The 22,122-nt window shown below is 65.2% G+C and carries 20 protein-coding genes; 12 read left to right on the top strand and 8 right to left on the bottom strand.

Going from position 1 to position 22,122, the window contains the following annotated elements; all coding sequences use genetic code 11:
- Positions 1–261 precede the first annotated feature (261 nt).
- Positions 262–474 (bottom strand): hypothetical protein, encoded by a 213-nt coding sequence (locus VIM95_RS07505; protein WP_331984412.1) that lies wholly within the window; start codon positions 472–474, stop codon positions 262–264.
- A 154-nt stretch (positions 475–628) separates the two neighbouring features.
- A complete protein-coding gene (locus VIM95_RS07500) occupies positions 629–1,891 on the bottom strand; it encodes a DUF418 domain-containing protein (protein ID WP_331984411.1) in 1,263 nt (420 codons plus the stop codon).
- A gap of 324 nt (positions 1,892–2,215) precedes the next feature.
- On the opposite strand from VIM95_RS07500, the gene VIM95_RS07495 reads away from it, so the two are divergent.
- The 8 genes from VIM95_RS07495 to phnF all read left to right on the top strand — a co-directional run bounded on the left by VIM95_RS07495 (position 2,216) and on the right by phnF (position 10,540).
- Complete coding sequence (locus VIM95_RS07495; RefSeq protein WP_331984410.1) at positions 2,216–3,238, top strand: putative 2-aminoethylphosphonate ABC transporter substrate-binding protein; 1,023 nt, start codon at positions 2,216–2,218, stop codon at positions 3,236–3,238.
- A gap of 78 nt (positions 3,239–3,316) precedes the next feature.
- Positions 3,317–3,862, top strand: a complete 546-nt coding sequence (locus VIM95_RS07490; protein ID WP_331984409.1) for a phosphonate degradation HD-domain oxygenase — start codon at positions 3,317–3,319, stop codon at positions 3,860–3,862.
- A gap of 7 nt (positions 3,863–3,869) precedes the next feature.
- The gene (locus tag VIM95_RS07485) at positions 3,870–4,982 is read left to right on the top strand and encodes a putative 2-aminoethylphosphonate ABC transporter ATP-binding protein (RefSeq protein ID WP_331984408.1); all 1,113 of its coding nucleotides are present in this window, start codon (positions 3,870–3,872) and stop codon (positions 4,980–4,982) included.
- The gene (locus VIM95_RS07480; protein WP_331984407.1) at positions 4,979–6,679 is read left to right on the top strand and encodes a putative 2-aminoethylphosphonate ABC transporter permease subunit; all 1,701 of its coding nucleotides are present in this window, start codon (positions 4,979–4,981) and stop codon (positions 6,677–6,679) included. The genes VIM95_RS07485 and VIM95_RS07480 overlap by 4 nt, the downstream gene beginning before the upstream one ends.
- A gap of 35 nt (positions 6,680–6,714) precedes the next feature.
- A complete protein-coding gene (locus VIM95_RS07475; protein WP_331984406.1) occupies positions 6,715–7,812 on the top strand; it encodes a 2-aminoethylphosphonate--pyruvate transaminase in 1,098 nt (365 codons plus the stop codon).
- A gap of 25 nt (positions 7,813–7,837) precedes the next feature.
- A complete protein-coding gene (gene phnX / locus VIM95_RS07470; RefSeq protein WP_331984405.1) occupies positions 7,838–8,680 on the top strand; it encodes a phosphonoacetaldehyde hydrolase in 843 nt (280 codons plus the stop codon).
- Positions 8,677–9,783, top strand: coding sequence for a TIGR03364 family FAD-dependent oxidoreductase (locus VIM95_RS07465; protein WP_331984404.1), 1,107 nt, complete (start codon positions 8,677–8,679; stop codon positions 9,781–9,783). The genes phnX and VIM95_RS07465 overlap by 4 nt, the downstream gene beginning before the upstream one ends.
- A 13-nt stretch (positions 9,784–9,796) precedes the next feature.
- On the top strand, positions 9,797–10,540 hold the full coding sequence (phnF, locus tag VIM95_RS07460) for a phosphonate metabolism transcriptional regulator PhnF (protein ID WP_331984403.1): 744 nt from the start codon (positions 9,797–9,799) through the stop codon (positions 10,538–10,540).
- Between the two features lie 137 nt (positions 10,541–10,677).
- On the opposite strand, the gene VIM95_RS07455 is transcribed toward phnF, so the two are convergent.
- Complete coding sequence (locus tag VIM95_RS07455; RefSeq protein ID WP_331984402.1) at positions 10,678–11,700, bottom strand: extracellular solute-binding protein; 1,023 nt, start codon at positions 11,698–11,700, stop codon at positions 10,678–10,680.
- A gap of 301 nt (positions 11,701–12,001) precedes the next feature.
- Between VIM95_RS07455 and VIM95_RS07450 the strand changes: the two genes are divergently transcribed.
- On the top strand, positions 12,002–12,772 hold the full coding sequence (locus VIM95_RS07450; protein WP_331984401.1) for a transporter substrate-binding domain-containing protein: 771 nt from the start codon (positions 12,002–12,004) through the stop codon (positions 12,770–12,772).
- A gap of 49 nt (positions 12,773–12,821) precedes the next feature.
- Here the strand turns inward: VIM95_RS07450 and VIM95_RS07445 are convergent, their stop codons facing one another.
- Positions 12,822–13,043, bottom strand: a complete 222-nt coding sequence (locus tag VIM95_RS07445) for a hypothetical protein (RefSeq protein WP_331984400.1) — start codon at positions 13,041–13,043, stop codon at positions 12,822–12,824.
- A gap of 44 nt (positions 13,044–13,087) precedes the next feature.
- Positions 13,088–14,080 carry a GlxA family transcriptional regulator gene (locus VIM95_RS07440; RefSeq protein ID WP_331984399.1) on the bottom strand — a complete coding sequence of 331 codons (993 nt, stop codon included), beginning with the start codon at positions 14,078–14,080 and terminating at the stop codon, positions 13,088–13,090.
- Positions 14,081–14,192: 112 nt separating this feature from the next.
- On the opposite strand from VIM95_RS07440, the gene VIM95_RS07435 reads away from it, so the two are divergent.
- Both VIM95_RS07435 and VIM95_RS07430 read left to right on the top strand, forming a co-directional pair.
- Positions 14,193–14,813, top strand: coding sequence for a cysteine hydrolase family protein (locus VIM95_RS07435; RefSeq protein ID WP_331984398.1), 621 nt, complete (start codon positions 14,193–14,195; stop codon positions 14,811–14,813).
- Positions 14,814–14,943: 130 nt separating this feature from the next.
- Positions 14,944–17,349: a DUF1631 family protein gene (locus VIM95_RS07430; RefSeq protein WP_331984397.1), complete on the top strand. Its 2,406-nt coding sequence runs from the start codon at positions 14,944–14,946 to the stop codon at positions 17,347–17,349.
- A gap of 3 nt (positions 17,350–17,352) precedes the next feature.
- On the opposite strand, the gene VIM95_RS07425 is transcribed toward VIM95_RS07430, so the two are convergent.
- Genes VIM95_RS07425 through VIM95_RS07415 form a run of 3 tightly spaced genes read right to left on the bottom strand, consistent with a single transcriptional unit; the run spans position 17,353 to position 21,637 of the window.
- Positions 17,353–18,426: a lipocalin-like domain-containing protein gene (locus tag VIM95_RS07425; protein ID WP_331984396.1), complete on the bottom strand. Its 1,074-nt coding sequence runs from the start codon at positions 18,424–18,426 to the stop codon at positions 17,353–17,355.
- Positions 18,426–20,960, bottom strand: a complete 2,535-nt coding sequence (locus tag VIM95_RS07420) for an ABC transporter permease (protein ID WP_331984395.1) — start codon at positions 20,958–20,960, stop codon at positions 18,426–18,428. Before VIM95_RS07420 ends, VIM95_RS07425 begins: the two co-directional genes overlap by 1 nt.
- Positions 20,957–21,637, bottom strand: coding sequence for an ABC transporter ATP-binding protein (locus VIM95_RS07415; protein WP_331984394.1), 681 nt, complete (start codon positions 21,635–21,637; stop codon positions 20,957–20,959). Before VIM95_RS07415 ends, VIM95_RS07420 begins: the two co-directional genes overlap by 4 nt.
- A gap of 294 nt (positions 21,638–21,931) precedes the next feature.
- Here VIM95_RS07415 and VIM95_RS07410 point away from each other — a divergent pair.
- On the top strand, positions 21,932–22,122 hold a 191-nt coding region (locus tag VIM95_RS07410), incomplete at its 3' end, for a carboxylesterase family protein (RefSeq protein ID WP_331984393.1).

Raw genomic sequence — 22,122 nt, 5'->3', positions numbered from 1 at the left:
TGGCGCCACGAGCGTGGCGAGGCTCCACGCCCGCGGAGCGGCTGCCAGAGTTCTTGACGCGTCATGCGCCTAGAACCTGTGCGTGCAAGGCTGCGGAGGGGTAGGGATTAAATCAAGGAGTGAGCAGCGCTTCAGTTTTCGCAGCTGCTTAGCGCTCGGGTGAGCGAAGTCGTTGCCACCTTCCAGGTGGCTTACTACTTCGGCCTCCTCCTTGCGGGGACCCCGAGCGCCCGACCTGAACTTGCCGCCTGGACGCAGTAATTAAGTATCTATGCGAAACGTGCAGCCTGCGCCCAGTTCCTCGCCGGCCAACAGGATGCGGACAGCCGTGCCTTTGACGAAGGCTTCAAAACCGAGCGAGCGGTTGTGCTCGATCAGGTCGGCATCGATCATCGCCTCAAACAGCTTGGCGGATACCTGGACAGACTTGGCGGAAGGGCTGGCCGCGAGGGCCTGCTGAAGGTCTTGGATCATGGATTCAAACGCTTACCGGGTGATGGATGGCCCGGCGCAGGACGGCAGGCAAAGTGCGCGCAATGATAGGTCAAGCGCTTCTAGGTCCGCATCGCCCATATGGGGTAAGGGGATATCAATCAATCTCTGTTAATACATAGTCATATACTGCAGTTCAGCCGCTCAAGCCTGGCTGCGTGGGTGCCGGCAATGCGCTGCTGCCGGTCGAGCGCCGGCCGTAGGTCAGTACCCGCCAGGCGTATTCCAGCGGGCCGTAGCGGTGGCGTTTGAGCCACCACGTGCTGAGCGGCATCTGCACGCCCAGGAACAGGGCGGTAGCCAGCAGCACCTCGGCCATGGGGCCGGCCTGGTTCCAGTAGCCCAGGCCCCAGTGGTAGAAGATGAAGATGCCAAGCAGGGTCTGCAGCAGATAGTTGCTGAGCGGCATGCGGCCCATGGTGGCCAGTGGCGCAAGGCGTTGGTGCCAATTGGGCAGCAAGGCCAGCCGTGCCAGTGTCAGGGCATAGAACAGTGCCAGTGCAAGGCGGCCCCAGGCCTGGCCCAGGCTGAACAGCAGCTTGGCAGGGGAGGAGGCGATGGTGCCGGCGTAGGGCAGGGTAAGAGCCACCAGAACGGTACAGCCGAGCCCGGTGACCAGGCTCAGCCACTGCAGCCGCTTGAGCTGCGATAGCCGGTCCGCCCCTGCTTGCAGATAACCATGCCGGCCAGCCAGGTAACCCAGCAGCATGCTGGCAAAGAGCTGCACACTGTAGTTGCCGAGGCCACGCAGGTTATAGATGCTGGTGTGGTTGTAGCCGAACATGCTGATCGATTCGGCCACCGCATCCCAAAAGCCGCCTTGGCCATAGGCCAGGTTGTCGTTGGCGACCCAGCGGGCCGACTCTTGCGCCAAGTAGGCGCTGACCTCGGGGTTGATCCAATGAAAGCGCATCAGGCCGTAGGCCAGCGGGAACAAGGCGCAGGCGATAAAGATGCCGATCAATACCCTGTCTGAGCGGCGATGCAGCAGTAAGAGCAGAAAGCCCAGCAGGGCGTAGAGGTGCAACACATCACCCGGCCAGAGCAGGGCGCCGTGCAACACGCCGATGAGCAAGAGCGCGCCAAGCCGACGCAGATAGGTGACGGTGGCCCGCGTGGGCGCATCGCGCTGCAGCCTGGCCAGCTGCAGCGCAAAGCCGTAGCCGAACAAGAGGCAGAACAGGCTATTGAATTTGCCTGCGAACAGCAGTTCACGAAAGGTATCGAAGAGCTGGTCCAGCCAGGCATGGGCCAATTGGACACCGTTCGCTTCGGCATAGCTTGAGTGCGAGAACCCCGGCATGTTCATGATGAAGATGCCGTAGAGGGCGACGCCCCGGATCAGGTCCAGCGAAAACAGCCGCGCTTCGGCCGCGACGGGCTGGCTGTGCGTAGACATCCTTTGTCACTCCGTATTGGTGGTGGGCTGGACGGTTGCCGATACCGTCAGCCCAAACCCTGCGCACTTCATGGGTTGCGCTTCTGCTCTTTATTGCCTGACCGGTCCCACGGGCTGATCTTCGCAGGTCAGTCCAGATGGCGGTTTGACTTGGCATGAGCTTACCCATTCGCTGTCATGACGGCATCATCCAAATGGGGGAAGGCCGCACTGTGTGGCGTATATCGCAGGTCATCTAGACGTCACGATGCCGTAACGAAGGCCCTCTAGAGTGCGCAGGCCGGTCGATCAGCGACTCGCCCCACTCACCCACGAGGAGTTCTCATGCAATTCCGCACCTTTCTGAAGCCGCTTGCCGCGCTCGTCGCCTTGCTGGCCGGTGTCGCCCACGCCGAAACCACCCTGACCGTCTACACCGCGCTGGAAGCTGACCAGCTCAAGGCCTACCAAGCCCAGTTCGAGAGCGAATACCCCGATGTGAAGATCAAGTGGGTACGCGACTCCACCGGCATCATCACCGCCAAGCTGCTGGCCGAAAAAGCCAACCCCCAGGCCGATGTGGTGATGGGCGTTGCCGCCAGCTCGCTCCTGGTGTTGGAGAAGGAAGGCATGCTGCAGGGCTACGCCCCCAAGGGCGTGGAAAAGCTCAGCAAGGGCTATGTCGATGCCGCCAACCCGCCTGCCTGGGTGGGCATGGACGTGTGGGGTGCCACCGTCTGCTTTAACACGGCCGAGGCCGCCAAGCAGGGCTTGAAGAAGCCCGAGAGCTGGCGTGACCTGCTCAAGCCTGAGTACAAGGGCAAGATCGTGATGCCCAACCCGGCTTCGAGCGGCACCGGTTACTTCGATGTGACCGCCTGGATCACCCTGTTTGGCGAGAAGGACGGCTGGGCCTATATGGACAAGCTGCACGACAACATCGCCCAGTACACCCATTCCGGCTCCAAGCCTTGCAAGCAGGCTGCTGCCGGCGAATTCCCCATCGGCATCGCCTTCGAGTACCGCGGCGCCAAGCTCAAGGAAAGCGGCGCCCCCATCGACCTGATCTTCCCCAAGGAGGGCCTGGGTTGGGATGTGGAAGCCACCGCCATCATGAAGGGCACCAAGAACGTAGAGGCCGCCCGCAAGCTGGCTGACTGGTCCGCCTCCAAGTCCGCCAACGAGCAGTACGAAAAGAACTTCGCCATCGTCGCCTACCCGGGCGTGGCCAAGCCCAACAACTTCATCCCGACCAACTACGAGCAGCTGCTGGTCAAGCAGGACCTGAAGTGGTCGGCTGCCAACCGCGACCGCATCCTGGCCGAGTGGACCAAGCGCTACGACGGTAAGTCTGAACCGCGCAAGTAAGCCCTACCGTGGCAAGCCCGGTCGCCAGGCCGGGCCTGCCGCATCCCCCTGCGTTTCCGTTACCCCTCCAGGTTTGCTATGTCGCTCACGCTCTCCGATATCCAGCACCTCTACGCCGCAGCCGGCAACGCCCTCTATGGTGGTGAGGCCATCAGCCAGCGCGAGCATGCGCTGCAGGCTGCCTGGCTGGCCGAGCAGGCTGGCGAGGACGATGCGCTGGTGATCGCCTGCCTGCTGCATGACCTGGGCCACCTCTTGTTCGAGCAGGGCGACGATGACCTGCGGCAAGGCTTGGACGACCTGCACCAGTACAAGGTACTGCCTTTTCTGCGCCATCTCCTGCCGGACGAGGTGGTGAACCCCATAGGCCTGCATGTAGAGGCCAAGCGTTATCTCTGCCAGGCCGAGCCCGGCTATGCCGAGGCGCTGTCCGAGTCTTCCCGCTTGAGCCTGGCACTGCAGGGTGGCGCCATGAGCCCGGAGGCGGCCGTGGCCTTTGCCCACCAGCCGCACGCGCAGCGTGCGATTACCCTCAGGCGCTATGACGACGCCGCCAAGATCGTCGGCATGGTGACCCCCGAATTCGATTATTTCCTGCCGCGCCTTGCTGCGCTGGCCAAGTGAGCACGCCATGAAACGCCAGGACTTCTCCACCGTCGCCGTTGCCGGTAGCCAGGAGGCCGGCTGGCTGCGCTTTGCCGGCATCCAGAAGCAGTTCGGCGCCTTTCAGGCGCTGGCCGGCATCGACCTTGAGATACGCAAGGGTGAGTTCCTTTGCCTGCTTGGCCCCTCCGGTTGTGGCAAGACCACGCTCTTGCGCATCCTTGCCGGCCTTGAGCAACAGGACGCCGGCAGCCTCTACATGGGCGCACGCGATATCGGTCGTTTGCCGCCTGCCCAGCGCGACTACGGCATCGTGTTCCAGTCCTATGCGCTCTTTCCCAACCTCACCGTGGCCGCCAATATTGGCTACGGCCTGCGTACCGGCCGGCAGGAGAAAGCCCGCCGGATAGAGGAACTGCTGGATCTGGTTGGTCTGCCCGGTTCGGGCCACAAATACCCCGCCCAGCTCTCCGGCGGTCAGCAGCAGCGGGTGGCCTTGGCCCGCGCCCTGGCCACATCCCCGAGCCTCTTGCTGCTGGATGAGCCTTTGTCGGCGCTGGATGCTCAGGTGCGTGAACACCTGCGACGCGAGCTGCGCACCCTGCAGCAAAAGCTGGGTGTCACCACCATCATGGTGACTCACGACCAGGAAGAAGCCCTGGCCCTGGCCGATACCATCGCCGTGATGCGGCAGGGGCATATCGAGCAGGTCGGTACCCCCGAGCAGGTCTACCGCGAGCCGGCCAACCGCTTCGTGGCCGAGTTTGTCGGCCGCGCCAACTGGCTGCCTGTGACGGTGGAGGGGGAGGGCGCCTTGCGCCTCGCCGGCGTCACCCTGGCCTGTGGCAAGGAGCTGGGGGTGAGCGGCCCGACCGCTACCTTGTTCTGCCGGCCTGAGGATGTCTGCGTGGAGCCGCACTGGCAGCCGGGCGGCAACACCCTGATGGCCACGGTCGAGCGGGTGGACTTCCTGGGCGGACTGCGCCGTGCCACGCTCTCGCTGTGTGCCGCGCACGAGATCACCCTGTTGGCCGACGTCGGCCCCAACGATGCCGGCTTCGCCGCCCTGGTCCCCGGCCAGCGCGTACCGGTGCGCCTGCCGCCTGAGCGGCTACGGGTGTTCGCCGGGGGCGCGGCATGAGCGTGCTGGCCCTGCCCTGGCGCGCCGGCATGGGCGCATTGCGCAGCCGTGACGAGCAGCTCGCCGCCGGCCTCGTGTGGCTGCTGGCCGCCGCGCTGCTGCTATTCCTGGCCTGGCCGCTGTCGGCCATCCTGGTCAAGGCCTTGCAGGCGCGCGACGGCAGCTACGTGGGCCTGGCCAACCTCTGGGAGCTTGCAGCCGAGCCACGCATGCGCGTGGCAGTATGGAACAGCGTCTACCTGGCGCTCATGACCCTGGGCCTGGTGCTGCCGCTGGCGCTGGCCTTCGCCTTCGCACTCACCCGCAGCCGTATCTGGGGCAAGCCCGCCTTCCGCCTCGCCGCGCTGGTACCGCTCTTGGCGCCTTCGTTGATGCCCGCCATCTCGCTGGTCTACCTGTTCGGCAACCAGGGTCTGCTCAAGAGCTGGCTGGGGGATGCCAGCATCTACGGCCCCGTGGGCATCGTGCTGGGTGAGATCTTCTACACCTTTCCGCACGCACTCTTGATCCTGGTCACCGCGCTTTCGGTGGCCGATGCTCGGCTCTACGAGGCCGCCGAGACACTGGGCGCCGGCAAGCTGCGGCGCTTCCTGACCGTGACTCTGCCCAATGCCCGCTATGGTCTGATCTCGGCCGGCCTGGTGGTGTTTACCCTGGTGGTGACCGACTTTGGCGTGCCCAAGGTGATCGGCGGCCAGACCAATGTGCTGGCGCTGGAGGCCTACAAGCAGGTGATCGGCCAGCAGAACTTCGGCAAAGGTGCCGTGGTGGGTCTCTTGCTGCTGCTGCCGGCTGTACTCAGCGTGCTGGTGGAGCGCTGGCTGGCCCGCGGTCATGGGGCTGCCATGAGTGGCCGCTCGGTGGCTTACAAGCCGGGCCGCAATCGTGGCCGGGATGCGCTGCTTTGGCTGTTTTGCGGCGGCATGAGTGCCTTTTTGCTGGCCCTCCTCGGGGTGGCGGTCGCCGCCGCGCTGATGAAGCTCTGGCCCTACAACCTCAGCCTGACCCTGGACCACTTTGACTTCGACCAGGTGGATGGCGGCGGCTGGCTGGCCTTCCGCAACAGCCTCAAGCTCTCGGGCTATACCGCACTCCTGGGTACGGCACTGGTCTTTGTCTGCGCCTACCTCAACCTCAAGACGCCAGCCCCGCGCCTGCCCGCAGCGCTGATCCGCAGCCTGGCCCTCTTGCCCATGGCGGTACCGGGCCTGGTGCTGGGGCTAGGTTATATCTTCTGCTTCAACAACCCGGCCAACCCGCTGCACGGGCTCTACGGCGGCATGGCCATCCTGGTGGCCGCCACCATCGTGCACTTCTACACCACCGCCCACCTCACGCTCACCACCTCGCTGCGGCAGATCGATCCGGAGATCGAAGCCGTGGCGCGCAGCCTGCGCCGGCCCTGGTGGCGCAGCTGCCTGCAGGTCACCCTACCCATCAGCCTGCCGGCCTTGCTCGACGTGGCGCGCTACCTGTTCGTCTCCAGCATGACCACGGTCAGCTGCGTGATCTTCCTCTACACCCCGGACACCGTGCTGGCCTCGGTGGCCGTGCTGAACATGGATGACGCCGGCGATACCGCCGCGGCTGCCGCCATGGCCTCCCTGATCGTTGCCAGCTCGCTCTGCGCCACCTTGCTGATAAACGCCGCCGGCTGGCTGCTCAACCGCCGCGCCCAGGCCTGGCGCGTGGCCTGACCGAACACGAACCGATAACCGAACTGGATACGACCATGCGAGACCCCATCCTGCTTACCCCCGGCCCGCTGACCACCACCCTGGCCACCAAGACCGCCATGCTCAACGACTGGGGCTCCTGGGACAGCAGCTTCAATGCCCTGACCGCCGACGTCTGCAAGCGCCTGGTGGCGCTGGTCGATGGCAGCGAGGACTTTGTCTGCGTGCCGCTGCAAGGTTCCGGCACCTTTGCGGTGGAGGCCGCCATCGGCACCCTGCTGCCGCGCGACGGCAAGCTGCTGGTGCTGGTCAACGGCGCATACGGCAAGCGCATGGCCAAGCTGACCGAGGTCATGGGCCGGGCCGTCAGCGTGCTGGACTTCGGCGAGACCGCACCCTTGGACCCGGCCCAGGTCGCCATCAAGCTGGCAGCCGAGCCGACCATCACCCACGTGGGCGTGATCTATTGCGAGACCTCCACCGGTATCCTCAACCCGCTGGCCGAAGTCGCCGAGGTGGTGGCCCGCGCCGGCAAGCGGCTGATCATCGATGCCATGAGCGCCTTCGGCGCCTTGCCCCTGTCGGCCGCCGATATCCGCTTCGATGCCGTGATCGCCAGCAGCAACAAGTGCCTGGAAGGGGTGCCCGGCATGGGCTTCGTGCTGGCCCGCCAGGCAGCGCTGGCGCAGGCTCAGGGCAATGCCCACTCGCTGTCGCTGGACCTTTATGACCAGTGGCGCTATCTGCAGCAGACCGGCCAATGGCGCTATACCCCGCCCACCCACGTGGTGGCGGCCTTTGCCAGCGCGCTGCAGCAGTACGAGGCCGAAGGTGGCCGGCCGCAGCGCCTGGCCCGCTACAGCGCCAACTGCAACACCCTGATCGAGGGTCTGCGCGAACTGGGCCTGGAACCCTTCCTGCCCGCCCCCATTCAGGCCCCCATCATCGTCACCGTACACGCGCCCAAGCATGCCAACTGGCAGTTCGGCGAGTTCTACCAGCGGGTGAAGGAGCGTGGCGTGGTGCTCTATCCGGGCAAGCTGACCGAGGTCGAGACCTTCCGCGTCGGCTGTATCGGCGCCATCGGCAAGGCTGAGATCCAGATGGCGGTCGACGCCATCGGCCGCGCCCTCATTGAAATGCGTATCCGTTGATTGTCTGAACCCACAGGACTAGCTCATGCAAGCCACGCCGTACCGCTACACCCGCCACTACCAGGGCCTCGTGCAGGCCGTCGTCTTTGACTGGGCCGGCACCCTGGTCGACTTCGGTTCCTTCGCCCCCACCCAGGTGCTGATCGACGCCTTCGCGGGCTTCGGCATCGAGATCAGCCTCGCCGAGGCCCGTCTGCCCATGGGTCTGGCCAAGTGGGACCATATCCAGGCGCTGGGTCGCCAGGCCGGGGTGGATGCCCGCTGGCAGGCCAAGTTTGGCCGCAGCATGAGCAAGGAGGATGTGGACGCGCTCTACGCTGCCTTTATGCCGCTGCAGATCGAACGCGTGGCCGAATATTCGGCCGCCATCCCGGGTGCCACCACCGTGCTGGGCAATCTGCGCGAGCGCCGCATCAAACTCGGTTCCTGCTCGGGTTACCCGCGGGTGGTCATGGACAAGCTGCTGCCGCACGCGGCTGCGCAAGGCCTGCGTCTGGACCATGCGGTAGCCACTGACGACCTCAAGCCCGGTGGCCGCCCCGGCCCCTGGATGGCGCTGGCCAACGTGATCGAGTTGGGCGTGGGCGAGCTGGCCGCCTGCATCAAGGTGGACGACACCGTACCCGGTATCGAGGAAGGTCTCGCCGCAGGGATGTGGACCGTGGGCCTGTCGCTGTCGGGCAACGAGACCGGCCTGACCCTGAGCGAACTACGCGCCCTGGGGCCGGATGCGATCCAGCGGCACCGCCAGCGTGCCACTGCCAAGCTGGCGCAAGCCGGTGCCCACTATGTGATCGACAGCATCGCGGACCTCTTGCCGGTGATCGATGCGATCGAAGCCCGGTTGGTACGTGGCGAGCGCCCATGAACCGACCCAAGTTGGCCATTATCGGCGCGGGCGTCGTCGGCTTGATGCACGCGCTGGCTGCAGCCCGGCGCGGCTATGCGGTCACGGTGTTCGAGCGCGACGCGCAGGCCGTGGGGGCCTCGGTCCGCAACTTCGGCTTGGGCCTCTCGCTGGGCCAGCCACAGGGCGATCTCTACGAACTGGCGCAGGCCAGCCGCCGCATCTGGCTGGACCTGTTGCCCGCCACCCATAGCTGGCACAAGGCGCAGGGTAGCCTGACCGTGGCGCGCAACGCCGCCGAGCTGGCCGTGCTGGAGGCCTTCCAGGCGGAGCACGGCGCGGCCTACGGTACCCAGCTGCTCGGCGCTGCCCGTCTCACCGAGCATCATGCGCTGGGCTTGGGCGGGCTCTACAGCCCCAGCGAGATCGCGCTGGATGCCCGCCGCACCATCCCGGCCCTGGCCAAGTGGTTGGCCAAGTGCCACGACGTGATCTTCCACTACGGTACCCAGGTCAATGCCATCGAGCTGCCAAGGGTCCACACCAGCCGTGGCGTGTTCGAGACCGAGCAGGTCATCATCTGCGCCGGCCATGACTTTCAGACCCTCTACCCGCAGGCCTATGCCCCCTTGGGCGTGCGCCGCTGCGCCCTGCAGATGCTGCGCCTGGCCAACCCCGGCATCCAGCTCGGGCCGGCCCTGATGACTGGACTCTCGGCGCTGCACTACGGCTCCTTCAGCCAAAGCCCGGCGCTGGCCGAACCCTTGGCACGGCTGCGCGAGCAGGTCCGCCGTAACCGGCCTGCGGTGCTGGAGCACGGCGTCCACCTGATCATCCAACAGGTGGGCGAGGAGGGCGAGCTGATCGTCGGTGACTCGCATCACTATGGCGAGACGGTCTCGCCTTTCAAGCCGGCCGAGGTCGAAGACCTGCTGCTGGGCCTGGCCGAAGGCCTCTTGAACCGGCCCTTGCAAGTGCTGGAGCGCTGGCAGGGCATCTATGCCAGCGGCCCGCGCGCCTACGAGATACTGAAGCCAGCGGATGGTGTGACTGCGGTTGCCATCACCGCCGGCGTAGGCATGTCGATAGCCCCGGCGCTCGCGGAACGGGTACTGGCCTCATAATTAGGCGTTGCCGATGACACAGCCTCTACCCATGCCCCCCAGCCCCATCGTCCGCCGTGCCGGTACCACCGTCTGGCGTCAGATCGAGGAAGCGCTCGCTGCCGAGATCCTGGCCGGCAACCTCAAGGGGCGTTTGCCCAACGAGACCGAGCTGGCCGATCGCTTTGGCGTCAACCGCCATACCGTACGGCAGGCCGCCAAGGCATTGGCCGAGCGCGGCCTTGTTGAGGTGGTACACGGCCGTGGCACCTTTGTGCGCGAAGAAGTGATCGACTATGACCTTGGCCGCCGCAATCGCTTTGCCCACAGCGTGGCCAAGGCTCGCCGGGTGGGCAAGAGCCAGGTGTTGCGCGCCAGCGAGGTCACGCCCCGGCCCGAGGTCGCCAAGCTGCTGGAACTGCCCGAAGGCGCCAAGGTGTTGCAGATCGATTCGCACGACGTGCTCGACGGCAAGATAATCGGCGTCTGCAACCAGTACTTCCCACTGCCACGCTTTCGCGGTTTCGATGCGGTCTACGCCGAAACCGGCAAGACCCACCTGGCCCTGGCCCACTACCAGGTAAACGAAATCTCCCGCCGCCTGAGCCGCATCACCGCCAAGCTCCCCAGTCGCGAAGTTGCCCAGCAACTCGGTCAACCCGCCGCCATGCCCATCCTCTATGTCGAGACGGTCTACGTCGACGAGCACGGCACCCCCATCGAACTCGGCATCTCCAGATTCAGCAGTACTGCCGTGCAGTTGGTGATCGAGCCATAGGCCCAATGAAGAAACCGCAAGTCACTGTGTAGGATTTGCTGGCTTCATTCCGTGCGCTTCGAGCGTAGCGAGGTTTCCCCGGCGCCTAAATAGGATCGCGTCGTTTCACAATCCTGGTAAAAGCGGGCCCTCAGCCCTCAATACATCCCCCGCCTGGCCCCCGAAAGGATGCGAGACCAGTATTGGTTACGTAGCGTCGTATCCTCCACCGGCTGCAGCCAGAAGAGCTTGTCCTGCGGCCGCAGATTGGTCGGAGCCTCCAGGGTGTTGGGCAGGTTCTGCCGTTTCCACAGCGCCTGGCTCACCTCGGGGGTGAGCATATAGTTGATCCAGGCATGCGCCAGTGCGGGGTTGCCGGCATGGCGCAGCACGGCCCAACAGTCCAGCCAGGCCAGTGCACCTTCCTTGGGGATCACGTAACCCACGTCAAAGCCGGCCTTCTGCAGCAGGCTGACCTGCTGGCTGCCATAGTTGCCAAACATGTAGGCAATCTCATGCTCCTTGAACAAGGCAACGGCCTGTTCCGGGCTGCTGTAGAAGAAGGGCCGGTTGCTGCGTAGCGCTACCAAGCGGCCCACCGCTTCGCGGAACTGCTCGGCATCGAGCTTGAAAGGGTCGGGTACACCCATGACCAGGGCGGTGATGCTGAAGTTATGGCTGCTGCCCTCATAGAGGGCGATCTTGCCACGCTGCTTGCGTTCCCACAGGGCAGTCATCGAGCTTGGTGCTTCGGGCACCAGGCGCTTGTTGTAGATCAGCCCCATGGACGAGTAGGTATAGGGAACGGCATAGCGTTTACCGTTACGCAGCGTACCGTTCGCCTGCTGGAAGCGTGCATGCAGCTGGCGGATATTGGGCACCTCGGCAGCGGTGATGGGCTGCACCATCTGCTTGTCGATCAAGCGCTGCAGCTCGGCGGTATTGATCGCTACCACGTCGAAATCGCGGCCATCGTTGCCCTTGAGCATGTCCCACATGGCGTCGTCGGTATCGACTAAGGTCACCGTCACCCGTGCGCCGCTCTTTTGTTCGAAGGCGGCGACCAGGTCCGGGTCGGCGTAACCCGGCCAGGCCAAGACCCGCAAGGTATCCGCCGCCCACAGCAGTTGCGTGCCACACAGGCAGAGCAGGATCAGGCAAAGGGTACGCAGGGTTCGCATGTCATCAGTCTAGACGAAGGCGGCCGGCCGCGTCTTTGTCGTGGCGCATAAGGGCCGCGAACAAAACCCTTCGGCGTCCTACTGGGGGAGGTTGTGGTGATAAAGCACCAAAGTACCGGCGACCGCGCTCAGGTGTGCGAACGTAAGCACGTGCAACGGACAGTAGGCTTGGTATGGCAAGTCTACGTTGCAGTACCAGATGGGTTTTGCCGGTGGCGCCGAGCCGGCACGGACAATTGGCGGCCGCTACCTATACTTGAGCATTCGCAAGACCTACTGTCTGCGCTACCGGGACCTAGTCATGTCCTTGACCGATATCCGCGCTCGCTGGCTATTCCGTTGCGCCTGCTGCCTGGCTGTCTGGGGTTGCCCGTTGCCCGCCTGGGGGGCAGAGAAGGTGGCGCTTTACACGAGCTATACCGATCCGCCCTATGCCACCCGCGAAGTCGGCAATCTGACCACGCTGCTGGCCGATTGGCTGACCCGGCATGCCGAGGGGCGCTATGAGTTCGTGGCCACCCAACTGCCGCGCCGACGCATGGACCTGCTCTTGACCAAGCCCGATTGGGATGGCGTGGTGGCCTGGGGCAACCCGGTCTGGTTCAACGATGAGGCCAGGCAGCGCTACGCCTGGTCGCAACCCTATATGCAGGACAGCGACCTGGTTGTCTCGCGCAAGGACAAGCCGGTGGAATATGAAACCGGCGGGCATACCCTGATCGGCCTCAAGCTGGGCGGCATAATAGGCCACCGCTATGCAGAGATCGAACCCCTGCTTAACTCGGGCCAGATAGTGCGTGACGACGCTGTCTCGGGGGAGCAAAGCCTGCGCAAGCTGCAGCACGGCCGGGTCGACTTCTGTTTTCTGCAGGCCAGCGCCTTGCCTTATTTCCGCCGTACCTTGCCGGGTTTTGAGGAGTGGGCGCGCTTGGCACGTGAGCCGCGTGCACGCTACCAACGCTATCTGTTCGCCAGCAAAAAGCAGCAAGCCTTGATCCATTACCTGGATCTGCAGCTTGAACTGCTGCAAAAGGACCCTGACTGGCAGGCGGTGCTAAAGCCTGGTCGTTAGCACGGGCCCGCTGCCGCGGCTCCGATGCCGATACTTTTATAGAGCTTCCCTAGGGCTTGGCCAGAACCAGGTGGTAGCCCATGCTCTCGATATCGGCCAGCGCCCGGCTGACGTCCACCCCCATGATGCCGGTGTCTTCCTCCAGCACGGTATTGCGGACCGAGGGGTTGGCGCCAGCAATGGCCTGGACCTCGGCCGGCAGTTGCAGCAACTCGGCTTCCTTGGGCAGAAAAATCTTGCCGCTTTCCGATTGGTAGACCTTGACCAGCATGGTTCTGTCCTCCCGATGCCTGTGCTTGGTCCTTTATAGTCCCTTCAGCCTTGTTGCAACTGGAATTGCCGGCGGTAGCTGGCCGGGGCGATCCCGAAGGCGGCGCCAAAATGCTGCCGTAGTGATACGGCCGAGCCAAACCCGCTGGCGGCGGCGATCTGTTCCATACCGTGCCGGCTTTGCTCCAGCAATCGTTGGGCGTGGCTCAACCGTTGATGCAGCAGCCAGGGTAGTAGGGTGGTACCGGTGGCCTGTTTGAAGCGGCGGGTGAAGGTACGGCGGCTCATGGCGGCCCTGGCTGCGAGGCTCTCTACGCTGTGTGGCTCGGGCAGGTGGTTCTGGACCCAGATCAGGACCTCGGCCAGGCGATCATCCTGCCGGCTGGCAGGCAGTGGCTGTTCGATGAACTGGGCCTGCCCGCCTTGCCGGTGCGGTGCTATCACCAGCCGCCTGGCCACCCGGTTGGCCACCTCGGCACCACAGAGCCGACGCAGCAGGTAGAGGCAGCAGTCCAGGCTGGCCGCCGTACCGGCCGAGGTGAGGATCTCACCTTCGTCGACATACAGCACGTCGGGGTCTAGCCTGACTTTGGGAAAGCGACGGGCAAAGCAATCAGCCAGGTACCAGTGCGTGGTGGCGGTGCGACCATCCAGGAGGCCTGCGTCGGCCAGGACAAAAGCGCCCAGGCAGAGCCCTACCACGGTGGCGCCGCGAGCATGGGCGGCGCGCAAGGCGGCCAGTACGGCTGTAGGTGCTGCCTCGTCCGGGTCGCGCCAGGTGGGGACGATCACGATATCGGCTTCTGCCAGCGACGCCAGGCCGTGCTGCGGGATGATGTCGAAACCGGCCTGCGTATGCAGGGCTTGGGGCTCGGCGGCGCAGACCAGTAGTCGGAAGGGAAGTACGCCTAACTCGCGTCTATCCTCACCAAATACCAGGCAAGGTACCGAGAGATGGAAGGGACTGATGCCGTCGAAGGCCAGCACGGCGACGGTGATGGTTGGCAGCGGTCGCTCCGCTTGGGGTGGCAGATGCATGATGGCCCAAATTCATCGATAAATGGTCTTCAGGCCACTATGGCATAGCCGGTGTCCTCGCCACAATGCCTTCCAACGACCGCACCGCGGTCTCCAACCGAGGAGTCACCCCATGTCCAGCCCACGCCGCGCCCTGATCGTGATCGATGTCCAGAACGAATACGTGACCGGTGGCTTGCGTATCGAGTACCCACCCATCGAGCAGTCGCTGCAAAGGATAGGCGAGGCCATGGATGCGGCGCAGGCTGCCGGTGTTCCCATCGTGCTGGTGCAGCATGATTCGCCGGCCGACTCGCCGCTGTTTGCCACTGGTTCGGACGGCTGGCAGCTACACCCGAGCGTGGCCGGCCGGCCCCATGACTACCTGATCCACAAGACCCTGCCAGGCAGCTTTACCGGCACCGAGCTTGCGCCCTGGCTGGCCGAGCGCGGCATCGACACGCTGACCATCGCCGGCTACATGAGCCAGAACTGCAATCTTGCCACCGCGGTACAGGCCGCCCACCTGGGGATGAACGTGGAAATGCTGTCGGATGCGACCGGTTCGGTACCCTACGAGAACGCCGCTGGCCGCGCTACGGCAGAAGAGGTGCATCGCGTGCTGGGGGTGATCTTCCACAGCCGCCTGGCGGCCATGGTGGAGACCGCCCAATGGATAGACAACCTCAAGGCCGGTGTGGCGAGCGAGAAGAGCAATATCCTGGTTTCCAACCGGCAGGCTGTGGGGCATTGAACACACCGCGCCGCCACCTTGGGGCGTGGCGGCGTGTTTGCACTGGCCGACGGCTGCAGCTCTCCTATACTGCGCAGTACTTGCTACATAGAAGCATCAGAAGCCGGTAGCCAATCCGGCCGTGACGCGCATGGAATCCGCAAACCTGCTGGCCGAGGTCAGAGCGCAATTCGAGGAAGCCTTCAACAGCGCACAGCCCACGCTGTTCGAGCGCACGGCTGCGCAACTGCTGGTGCTGGCCGACAAAGCACCGTCTGTAGCGCAGATGGGGCTGCTGTTCGACGCCCGCACCGCGCTCCTGACTGGAGATGCCGAGCTGCGAGCCGAAGTCGCCCGCCAGCTTGCGCGCTTGCTGGACCGCAGCCTGCAGACCGCCTACAACCGCGAGCGTCCGTCAGGTGGTCTGAGCCTGCCACCGCTCAAACTGAGTCTGCTCGATACTTCGGTGATCGAGGCCAAGCTTGCACTGGAGGGCTTGACCACACAGCTGCGCAACGCAGCCGAGGCCGACCTGCGCGATTTCAATATCCGCGTTGCCTTTCTCTACCAACAGCCCCTGGTGACCGAGCGGGAAAATCCCTTCCGGCCCTATGTGCTGGCCTGCAGCTATATCTCTGCCGTGGCGGCACGCGGACTGACGCAGGAGCTGTGCGTGGTGCTGGCGCGCGAGCTGGTACGCTCGCTCTGCAGCGAGGTCGAGGGCATCTACCAGCGCCTCAACGCATTGTTGGCAGAAAACCAGATCTCGGCCGAGCTGCCCGTACTGCGCCGCGCCACCGTGGGCGACTCCGACCTGGCGGAGGACGTCTCGGCTGCCGTCGTCGCCCAGGCACGTGCGCGTATCGCGGCTGATGCGCCGCGCCAGTCGCGCAACGATCTGCTGCTGCGCTGGGTGCAGATGAAAACCCGGCCTGAAGCTTATGCCCAGGCCCGCGGCGAGGCTGAAACCGAGGCGGTGGCCGCCGATGAGCAGGCTGTCTTGGGGGGGAGTTGGCTGGGCAATGTGCCCAATGCCGGTTCGCTCCTGCGCGACCTGTTCGGGCAGGCCAAGCCTGGGCAGGGAGGGGCCGCACGTGAGTTGTTCTCCACCTATAGCGGCAGTACCGTGCTGGCCGATGCCATCGGTCAAATGGAGCAGGAGGCGGTGGCGGAAACCGGGCGCCGCGAGACGGGTGAGGGCTCGCTACGCAACCATGTATTCGAGAACCGTACCCGGCTCTGTGGCATGACCAGTTCCCCGGCCGAGCAGATGACGGTGGACGTGGTCGCCATGCTGTACGAGTTCATCCTGCGCGATGGACAGATTCCCACCGGTGTGCGGGCGGATCTGGGGCGCACCCAGTTCCTGCTGCTCAAGCACGGTCTTTCTGACCCAGGCCTCTTCTCCCAGCCCGACCACCCGGCCCGCCGCTTGCTCAACCGTATCGGTTCGGTCTCGCTGGGTTTCTCGCCGGCGGATCCGGTCACGCTCGCCATCCGTGCCGAGATCGGCCATGCCATCGACCAACTGACCGAGGCGCCAGCCGGCAATACCGAGATTTTCGATGAACTGCTGAGCGGCTTTGAGCGCTTTGTCGACAATACCTTGCGGGCTGGCGATACCACGGTGGGCCAGGCGGTCACCGTGCTGGAGCACGCCGAGCGGCGGGCGCAGGAGTATGCCCGTGCCAGCAAGGAGATTGCCGAGCTGTTGCTGCGCTACGAGATCGATCCCTACCTGCGCGACTTCCTGGTCGATGCCTGGGCGCTGGTCGTCGAGCGCATGGACCGCAAGGACCCAGAGGGGGCCACGGTTTACCGGCGCGCCGTACCACTGTTGATCTGGAGCGCCCAACCCAAGCAGAGCAACGAGGATAGGGTGCAGATGCTCAAGCTCTTGCCCGACCTTGTCGGCACCATACACAGCGGTCTTGCGCTTACGCGCTGGGATGCGGCGCGGCGGCAGGGCTTCCTCGATTGGCTGGTCAACGCCCACGTACACGCCATTCGTGACAACCTGACCCCGACCTCTCCCAGCTTGTCCGAGCTGGAACTGCACTTCGCCGACTTTATCGCCGGCCAGCACGCACCGCAGTCGCTGGCCGAACTGCAGCGCTTCGATAGCGAGTTCGTGACCGAGGTGGCGACCGAACTCGACATTGCCTTGGAGCTGTTGGATCAGCAGCTCGATCGCAGCGAGGTTGGCGTGGTGGGCGAGGACACCGGTCTGGTGCTCGACGAACACTACCGTGCCAGTGTGCTCAAGCGGCTGCGCACCGGCATCATGATCGAGTTCACCTTGGGCGACCTGCCACGGCGGGCACGGCTCAACTGGGTCAGCCCACAGGTGGCCAGCATCCTTCTTACGGTGGAAGAAATGGCCGCGCCGGCCGCCATCAGCGTGCACCTGTTCCGCCGTCTGCTCGCGAGCGGCCATATCCGCTTTATGGAAAGCGAGCCCATGTTCGAGCGTGCGGTGGCGTTGCTGCTACGTACTGCCGACGAGATGGAAGGCTGGCTGGGTGCGCAGGCACAGGCGGAGTCGGTCGGCAGATAGGCCTTACAGCCTCAACCTGCCGCCGTAGCCTGTCAGCTCCAGATACCCCCGTCCCGCCGGTTTGCCCGCGCGGCTGGCGTGTACCGCGCCCTCCCAATACAGCGTGCCGGTGCTCTGTCGGCTGTCCAGTTCCTGGTCAGGTATCAGGGCCTGCAATTGCCAGCTTTCCTGTAGCGGGCCGCTCAGTTGCAAGCTCATGCCCACCGGGTAGCGCACGCCGGTGCGTGGTGAGGTCCAGTGGCTGCTTGGGATGAAGTGGATATCGTTCGGGCCGAGCGGTATCTGCTTGCCCTGGGCGTCACGCCGGCTGCCACCGGCCCAGCGGGTATTGCCCGCCGCGTCGCGCAGGCGAAAGGCGGTCAAGGCGCCGCCGTCGTCCAGGTTCAGGCCTACCCAGTCCCAGCCTACCGTGTCCTGGTCGAAGATCTCGCTCGACCATTCATGGTCCAGCCAGGCCACGCCGCCCACCGGCACGGTCTTGCCGGTGCGGACCAGGCTGCCGCCGACCTTGAGCTGAGGCTGGCTGTAGTAGTAGCTGGCCAGCCCCGCCGCGGCCCCTTTGCGGCTATAGCCTGCCTCACCTTGCAGCAGCATGGGCTGGCTGGGCGTCAGGGTCAGCCGGTAGTGGAAGTCCTGAGTCGGGATGTCCGCCTCGTAGCGGCCATCGGGCAAGCGCCTGAACGACCAGTCGTCGAGCACCAGGGCGGTGTCCTGTTCGCTGGCCTCTGCCAAACCGAGGCCAGCGCGGGCGCTGCGCTGATCGTGCAGCAGCCGGCCCTGGGCCGGGTCGCTCAATGCGGCATGGGCAAAGATCAGCTGGCGGGGAGCAAAGCGGCTGGGGTTGTCGGCAGCCAGGCCGGTACCGCTGCGAAAGAAGGTCAGCTGAAAGCCCTGCTCCTTGCCATCGGGCAGCTGCAGCCAACCGGTCACATACCACCACTCGGTACGGAAGGCCGGGTGGGCGCCATAATCACGGGGGAAAACCAGCGGCACACCCGGCTTTACCGGCGCAAAGTCGGCCAGGCAGGTGGCTGCCAGCAGGGTGGCCAAAAACAGGCGCAAATAGCGCTGCAACATCACCAATCCTCCTTCACGGCACGCACGGCGCCGACACGCAAGGCCCGCCGTCCGGCCAATACGGCGGTCAGCGCTGCCAGCCCCACCAGGGCCAGCGAGACCAGCAGCAACATACCCAGCGGCAGGCTGTGGCGCATGGTCCAGTGGAAGGATTGCGGGTTGACCACGTCGATCAGGATGCGGCTGATCAGCCAGCCTACCGCCAGTCCTGCCAACACCCCTATGCCGGCCAAAAGGGCGCCTTCCACCGCCAGCAGGCGGTCGATGTCACGCTGCCGGTAGCCGATGTGCCGCAACATGCCAAACTCACGCAGGCGGGCCAGCGCCTGGCCGCCAAAGCTCACACCTATGCCCAAGAGACCCACCAGCACTGCGACCGCTTCAAGCAGGTAGGTCACTGCAAAGCTGCGATCGAAGATCTGCAGGCTCATCTTGCGGATATCGCCAGGCATGGCGAACTCCAGGCGCTCGCCATGCGACAGCCGGCTGCGCAAGGCGGCCTGCACCCCGGCAGCGTCCCCGGCTAGCCAGAGCGCGGCGTTGTTGACCTGCTGGTCGCCGGTCAGGCGCCGGTAGTCGTCCAGCGTCATCACGATAGAACCATGCTGGGTGGCGTAGTCGCGCCAGATACCGGCCACCTGCACCGCCAGTGACTTGCCCCGCACCGGCAGCTGCAGGCGGTTGCCTGGCTGGACGGCATAGAGATCGGCCACTGCTTCGCTGATCCAGATCGGCGTCATCCCCGGCGCTACGGCTGTGGCCGGGCCCACCAGCGGCAAGCGTTCGGCGGCATCCGCCGCGCTCAGCTCACGCGCCTGCAGCAGCACACCCGGCCGCGCCGGGTCGAGGATCACCCCCTGCAGGCGCTGGAACACCACCTGCCGTACTCCGGGGGTGCTTCGGATCAGCGCCTGTTCGGCTGGCGATAGGTAGACCGTATCGCCGCTGGAGGCAGGGCGCAGGTACATATCGGCCGGCAGAACCTGACCCAGCCATTCGGTCACCGAATCGCGAAAACTCGCCACCATGATGGCCATGGCCACCATCAGGCTGAAGCTCGCCAGGATGCCCGCCAGACCTATCCCGGCATAGCCCGGGGCCTCCTTGAGCTGGGTCAGTGCCAGACCCGCGATGGGACCCTCGCGCCAGCGCTTTGGAGTGGCAGCGAGCAGACGGGCGGTCAGCCAGGGCATGAGCCACAGCGCGCCCACCAAAAGGCAGGCAATCGCTGCATAGCCAGGTATGGGCAGTTCACGTACCGGGCCCAGCGGTAGCAGCAGGCCGGCAAGGGCGATCAGCGCGAGGCCAGGCCAGGGCGAACGGGCGCGGGCAAAGGCGGCTTCCTCGTCGCCTGACTTGAGTGCCCGGGCGGGTTTGGCTGCGGCAGCCTCCCAGGCAGGCAGCAGGCTACCGGTCAGCGTGGCGCCGAGGCCCAGCAGAAAGAAGCCCACCAAAGCCCAGGGCGAGACATGCAGGCTGGGAGTTACGCCATTGAAGAAGCCACCACCGAGGTCCGCACCCAGCAGCTTCAGCGCTGCGTCGGCGATCGCCAGCCCCGCCGCAATGCCCAATGCGCTGCCGGCGCTGCCCAGCGCCAGCGCTTCGAGCAGCATGACCGCCATCAACTCACGGCGGCGCAGGCCCAGCACCCGCAGCAGGGCCAACTGGCTGCGGCGGCGCAAGAGCGATAGCACCTGGGTGGAGAAGACAAGGAAGCTGCCCGTGAACAGCGCCACCAGGCCCAGCACCGCCAGGTTGACCCGGTAGGCGCGTGATACATTGGCACTGCGCTCACCGGTCGCGGCCGGCGTGTCGATGCGGCTGCCGGCCGGCAGGCGTGGTAACCAGCGCTGGCGGAAGTCGGCCAGATTGCTACCGGGCTTGAGTTTGACGTCGATACGGCTCAGCTCGCCCAAGCGCCCCAGTCGCCACTGCGCTGCGGCGATATCCATGACCGCCAGGCGCTGGCCGGCACCGGCAGCCGGCAGACTGCCAGCTACCGTGAAGCGCACATCCTGCAGGCCGACCTGCACGGTCAGCGACTGTCCAGGTGCGAGTTTCAGCCAACTCAGTGCGGCGGGGGAGAGAAAAATCGCGTCAGGCTCCAACAGCGCCAGCCCTTGTGTCCCGTCAGCGGGCCCTGCGGCCGGCTGGCCCAGCAGGCGTGGTACCACCTTGGCAGCACGCAGTGCGTCCAGCCCGATCAGTTGCAGCGGCTCGTTACGGCTGGGCAGGTGGGCTTGTACTTCCAGCGCCGGGCTGGTCGCCGCCACCACCGGGTCCCGCGCAATAGCGGGGTAGAGTGTATCGGGCAGGTTGCCCTTGATGGTGAGGTCGGCCTCGCCGCTCAGGGAGCTGGTGGCGTGGCTGAACTCGTTGACCGCCGAATCGTTGATCAGGTGGATGGCATAGCCCAGCGCCACGCCGATCAGGATGGCCAGCATGCAGGCCAGGCTGCGCAGTGGCTGGGCACGCAGCCCCAGCCAGGCAAGGTGGGTCAGCAGGCGCCAGGGGGGAGTGGCAGCGGGCTTCATGGTGTAACCGGCATCAGGCCGTCCGCCGTCAGTCGGAGTATGCGGTCAGCACTGCTGGCCGCCACCATGGAGTGGGTGACCAGGATGCCGGCGGCACCGGTAGCGCGCAGCTGCGAGCGCAGCAGCTCAAGTATGGTTGCGGCTGTGTGAGGGTCCAGGTTGCCGGTGGGTTCGTCCGCCAGCAAGAGGGCGGGGCGGTGCACCAGCGCCCGCGCGATGGAGACGCGCTGCAGCTCGCCGCCGGAGAGTTCACGCGGCTTGCGGTCCGCCTTGTCGGCCAGGCCCACCGCCGCCAGCATGGGCAAGGCGGCGGTATCGGGCAGGCCATTCAGCGCCAGCGGCAGCCGCACATTCTGCAATACGGTCAGGTGGGGCAGTACGTGAAAGGCCTGGAACACGAAGCCGACCTCCTTGCGCCTGAGCAAGGTGGCTTCATCGTCGCTGAGCTCGGCCAGCAGGCGGCCGCCTATGCGCACCTCGCCGGCGTCGGGCTGGTCCAGACCGGCCAGGAGGTTGAGCAGGGTGGACTTGCCGACCCCGGATTCGCCGATCACGGCGACGTATTCGCCGGGTGCCAGTTGCAGATCCAGGCCACGTAGCACCTGCTGGCGCTGTGCGCCGCTATAGCTTTTGGCAACTTGCTGGAGGGAGAGGACGGGCTCGCTGGCTGGGGGCACGGTAGTGGGTCTGTGATTGAACAAGTGCGCGCAGCCTAGGTGTACGGGCTTGGCGGTGTCAATTCGACTGCGATGGAATACGACCAGCTAGGGTAAGCAAGCCGGAAAGCAAGGATGAATAACGCACTGCGCGCTGCCGGCGATGATCGATTTTACGCACCCCGCACCACGTATTCTGCGCTCTATCCGATTCGCTCCATCCAACAGTACCTGCATGGCTAGGCTGGCACTGCCGGTTGTTCCCGTCCGGGATCTACGTCACAACCTTGGCATCACTTTTGAAGAGGAGCTTTCATGCGACCTATCCTGCGCGCAATCGGCCTGCTGGCCGCCCTGGCTGGCGCCAACGGGCCTGCGCTTGCCAAGCCGGTGGAGACTGAGGCGGGTTTGTTGGAAGGGCTGAGCAGCAAGGGCCTGCACATCTACAAGGGCGTGCCCTATGCCCAAGCACCGGTCGGCGAGCGACGCTGGCGGGAACCGGCGCC

It is taken from the genome of Chitinimonas sp. (assembly GCF_036568685.1).
Lineage (GTDB): Bacteria > Pseudomonadota > Gammaproteobacteria > Burkholderiales > Chitinimonadaceae > Chitinimonas.
The sequence above is the reverse complement of the archived record's forward strand: the minus strand, read 5'-3'. Positions and strand labels throughout refer to the sequence as shown.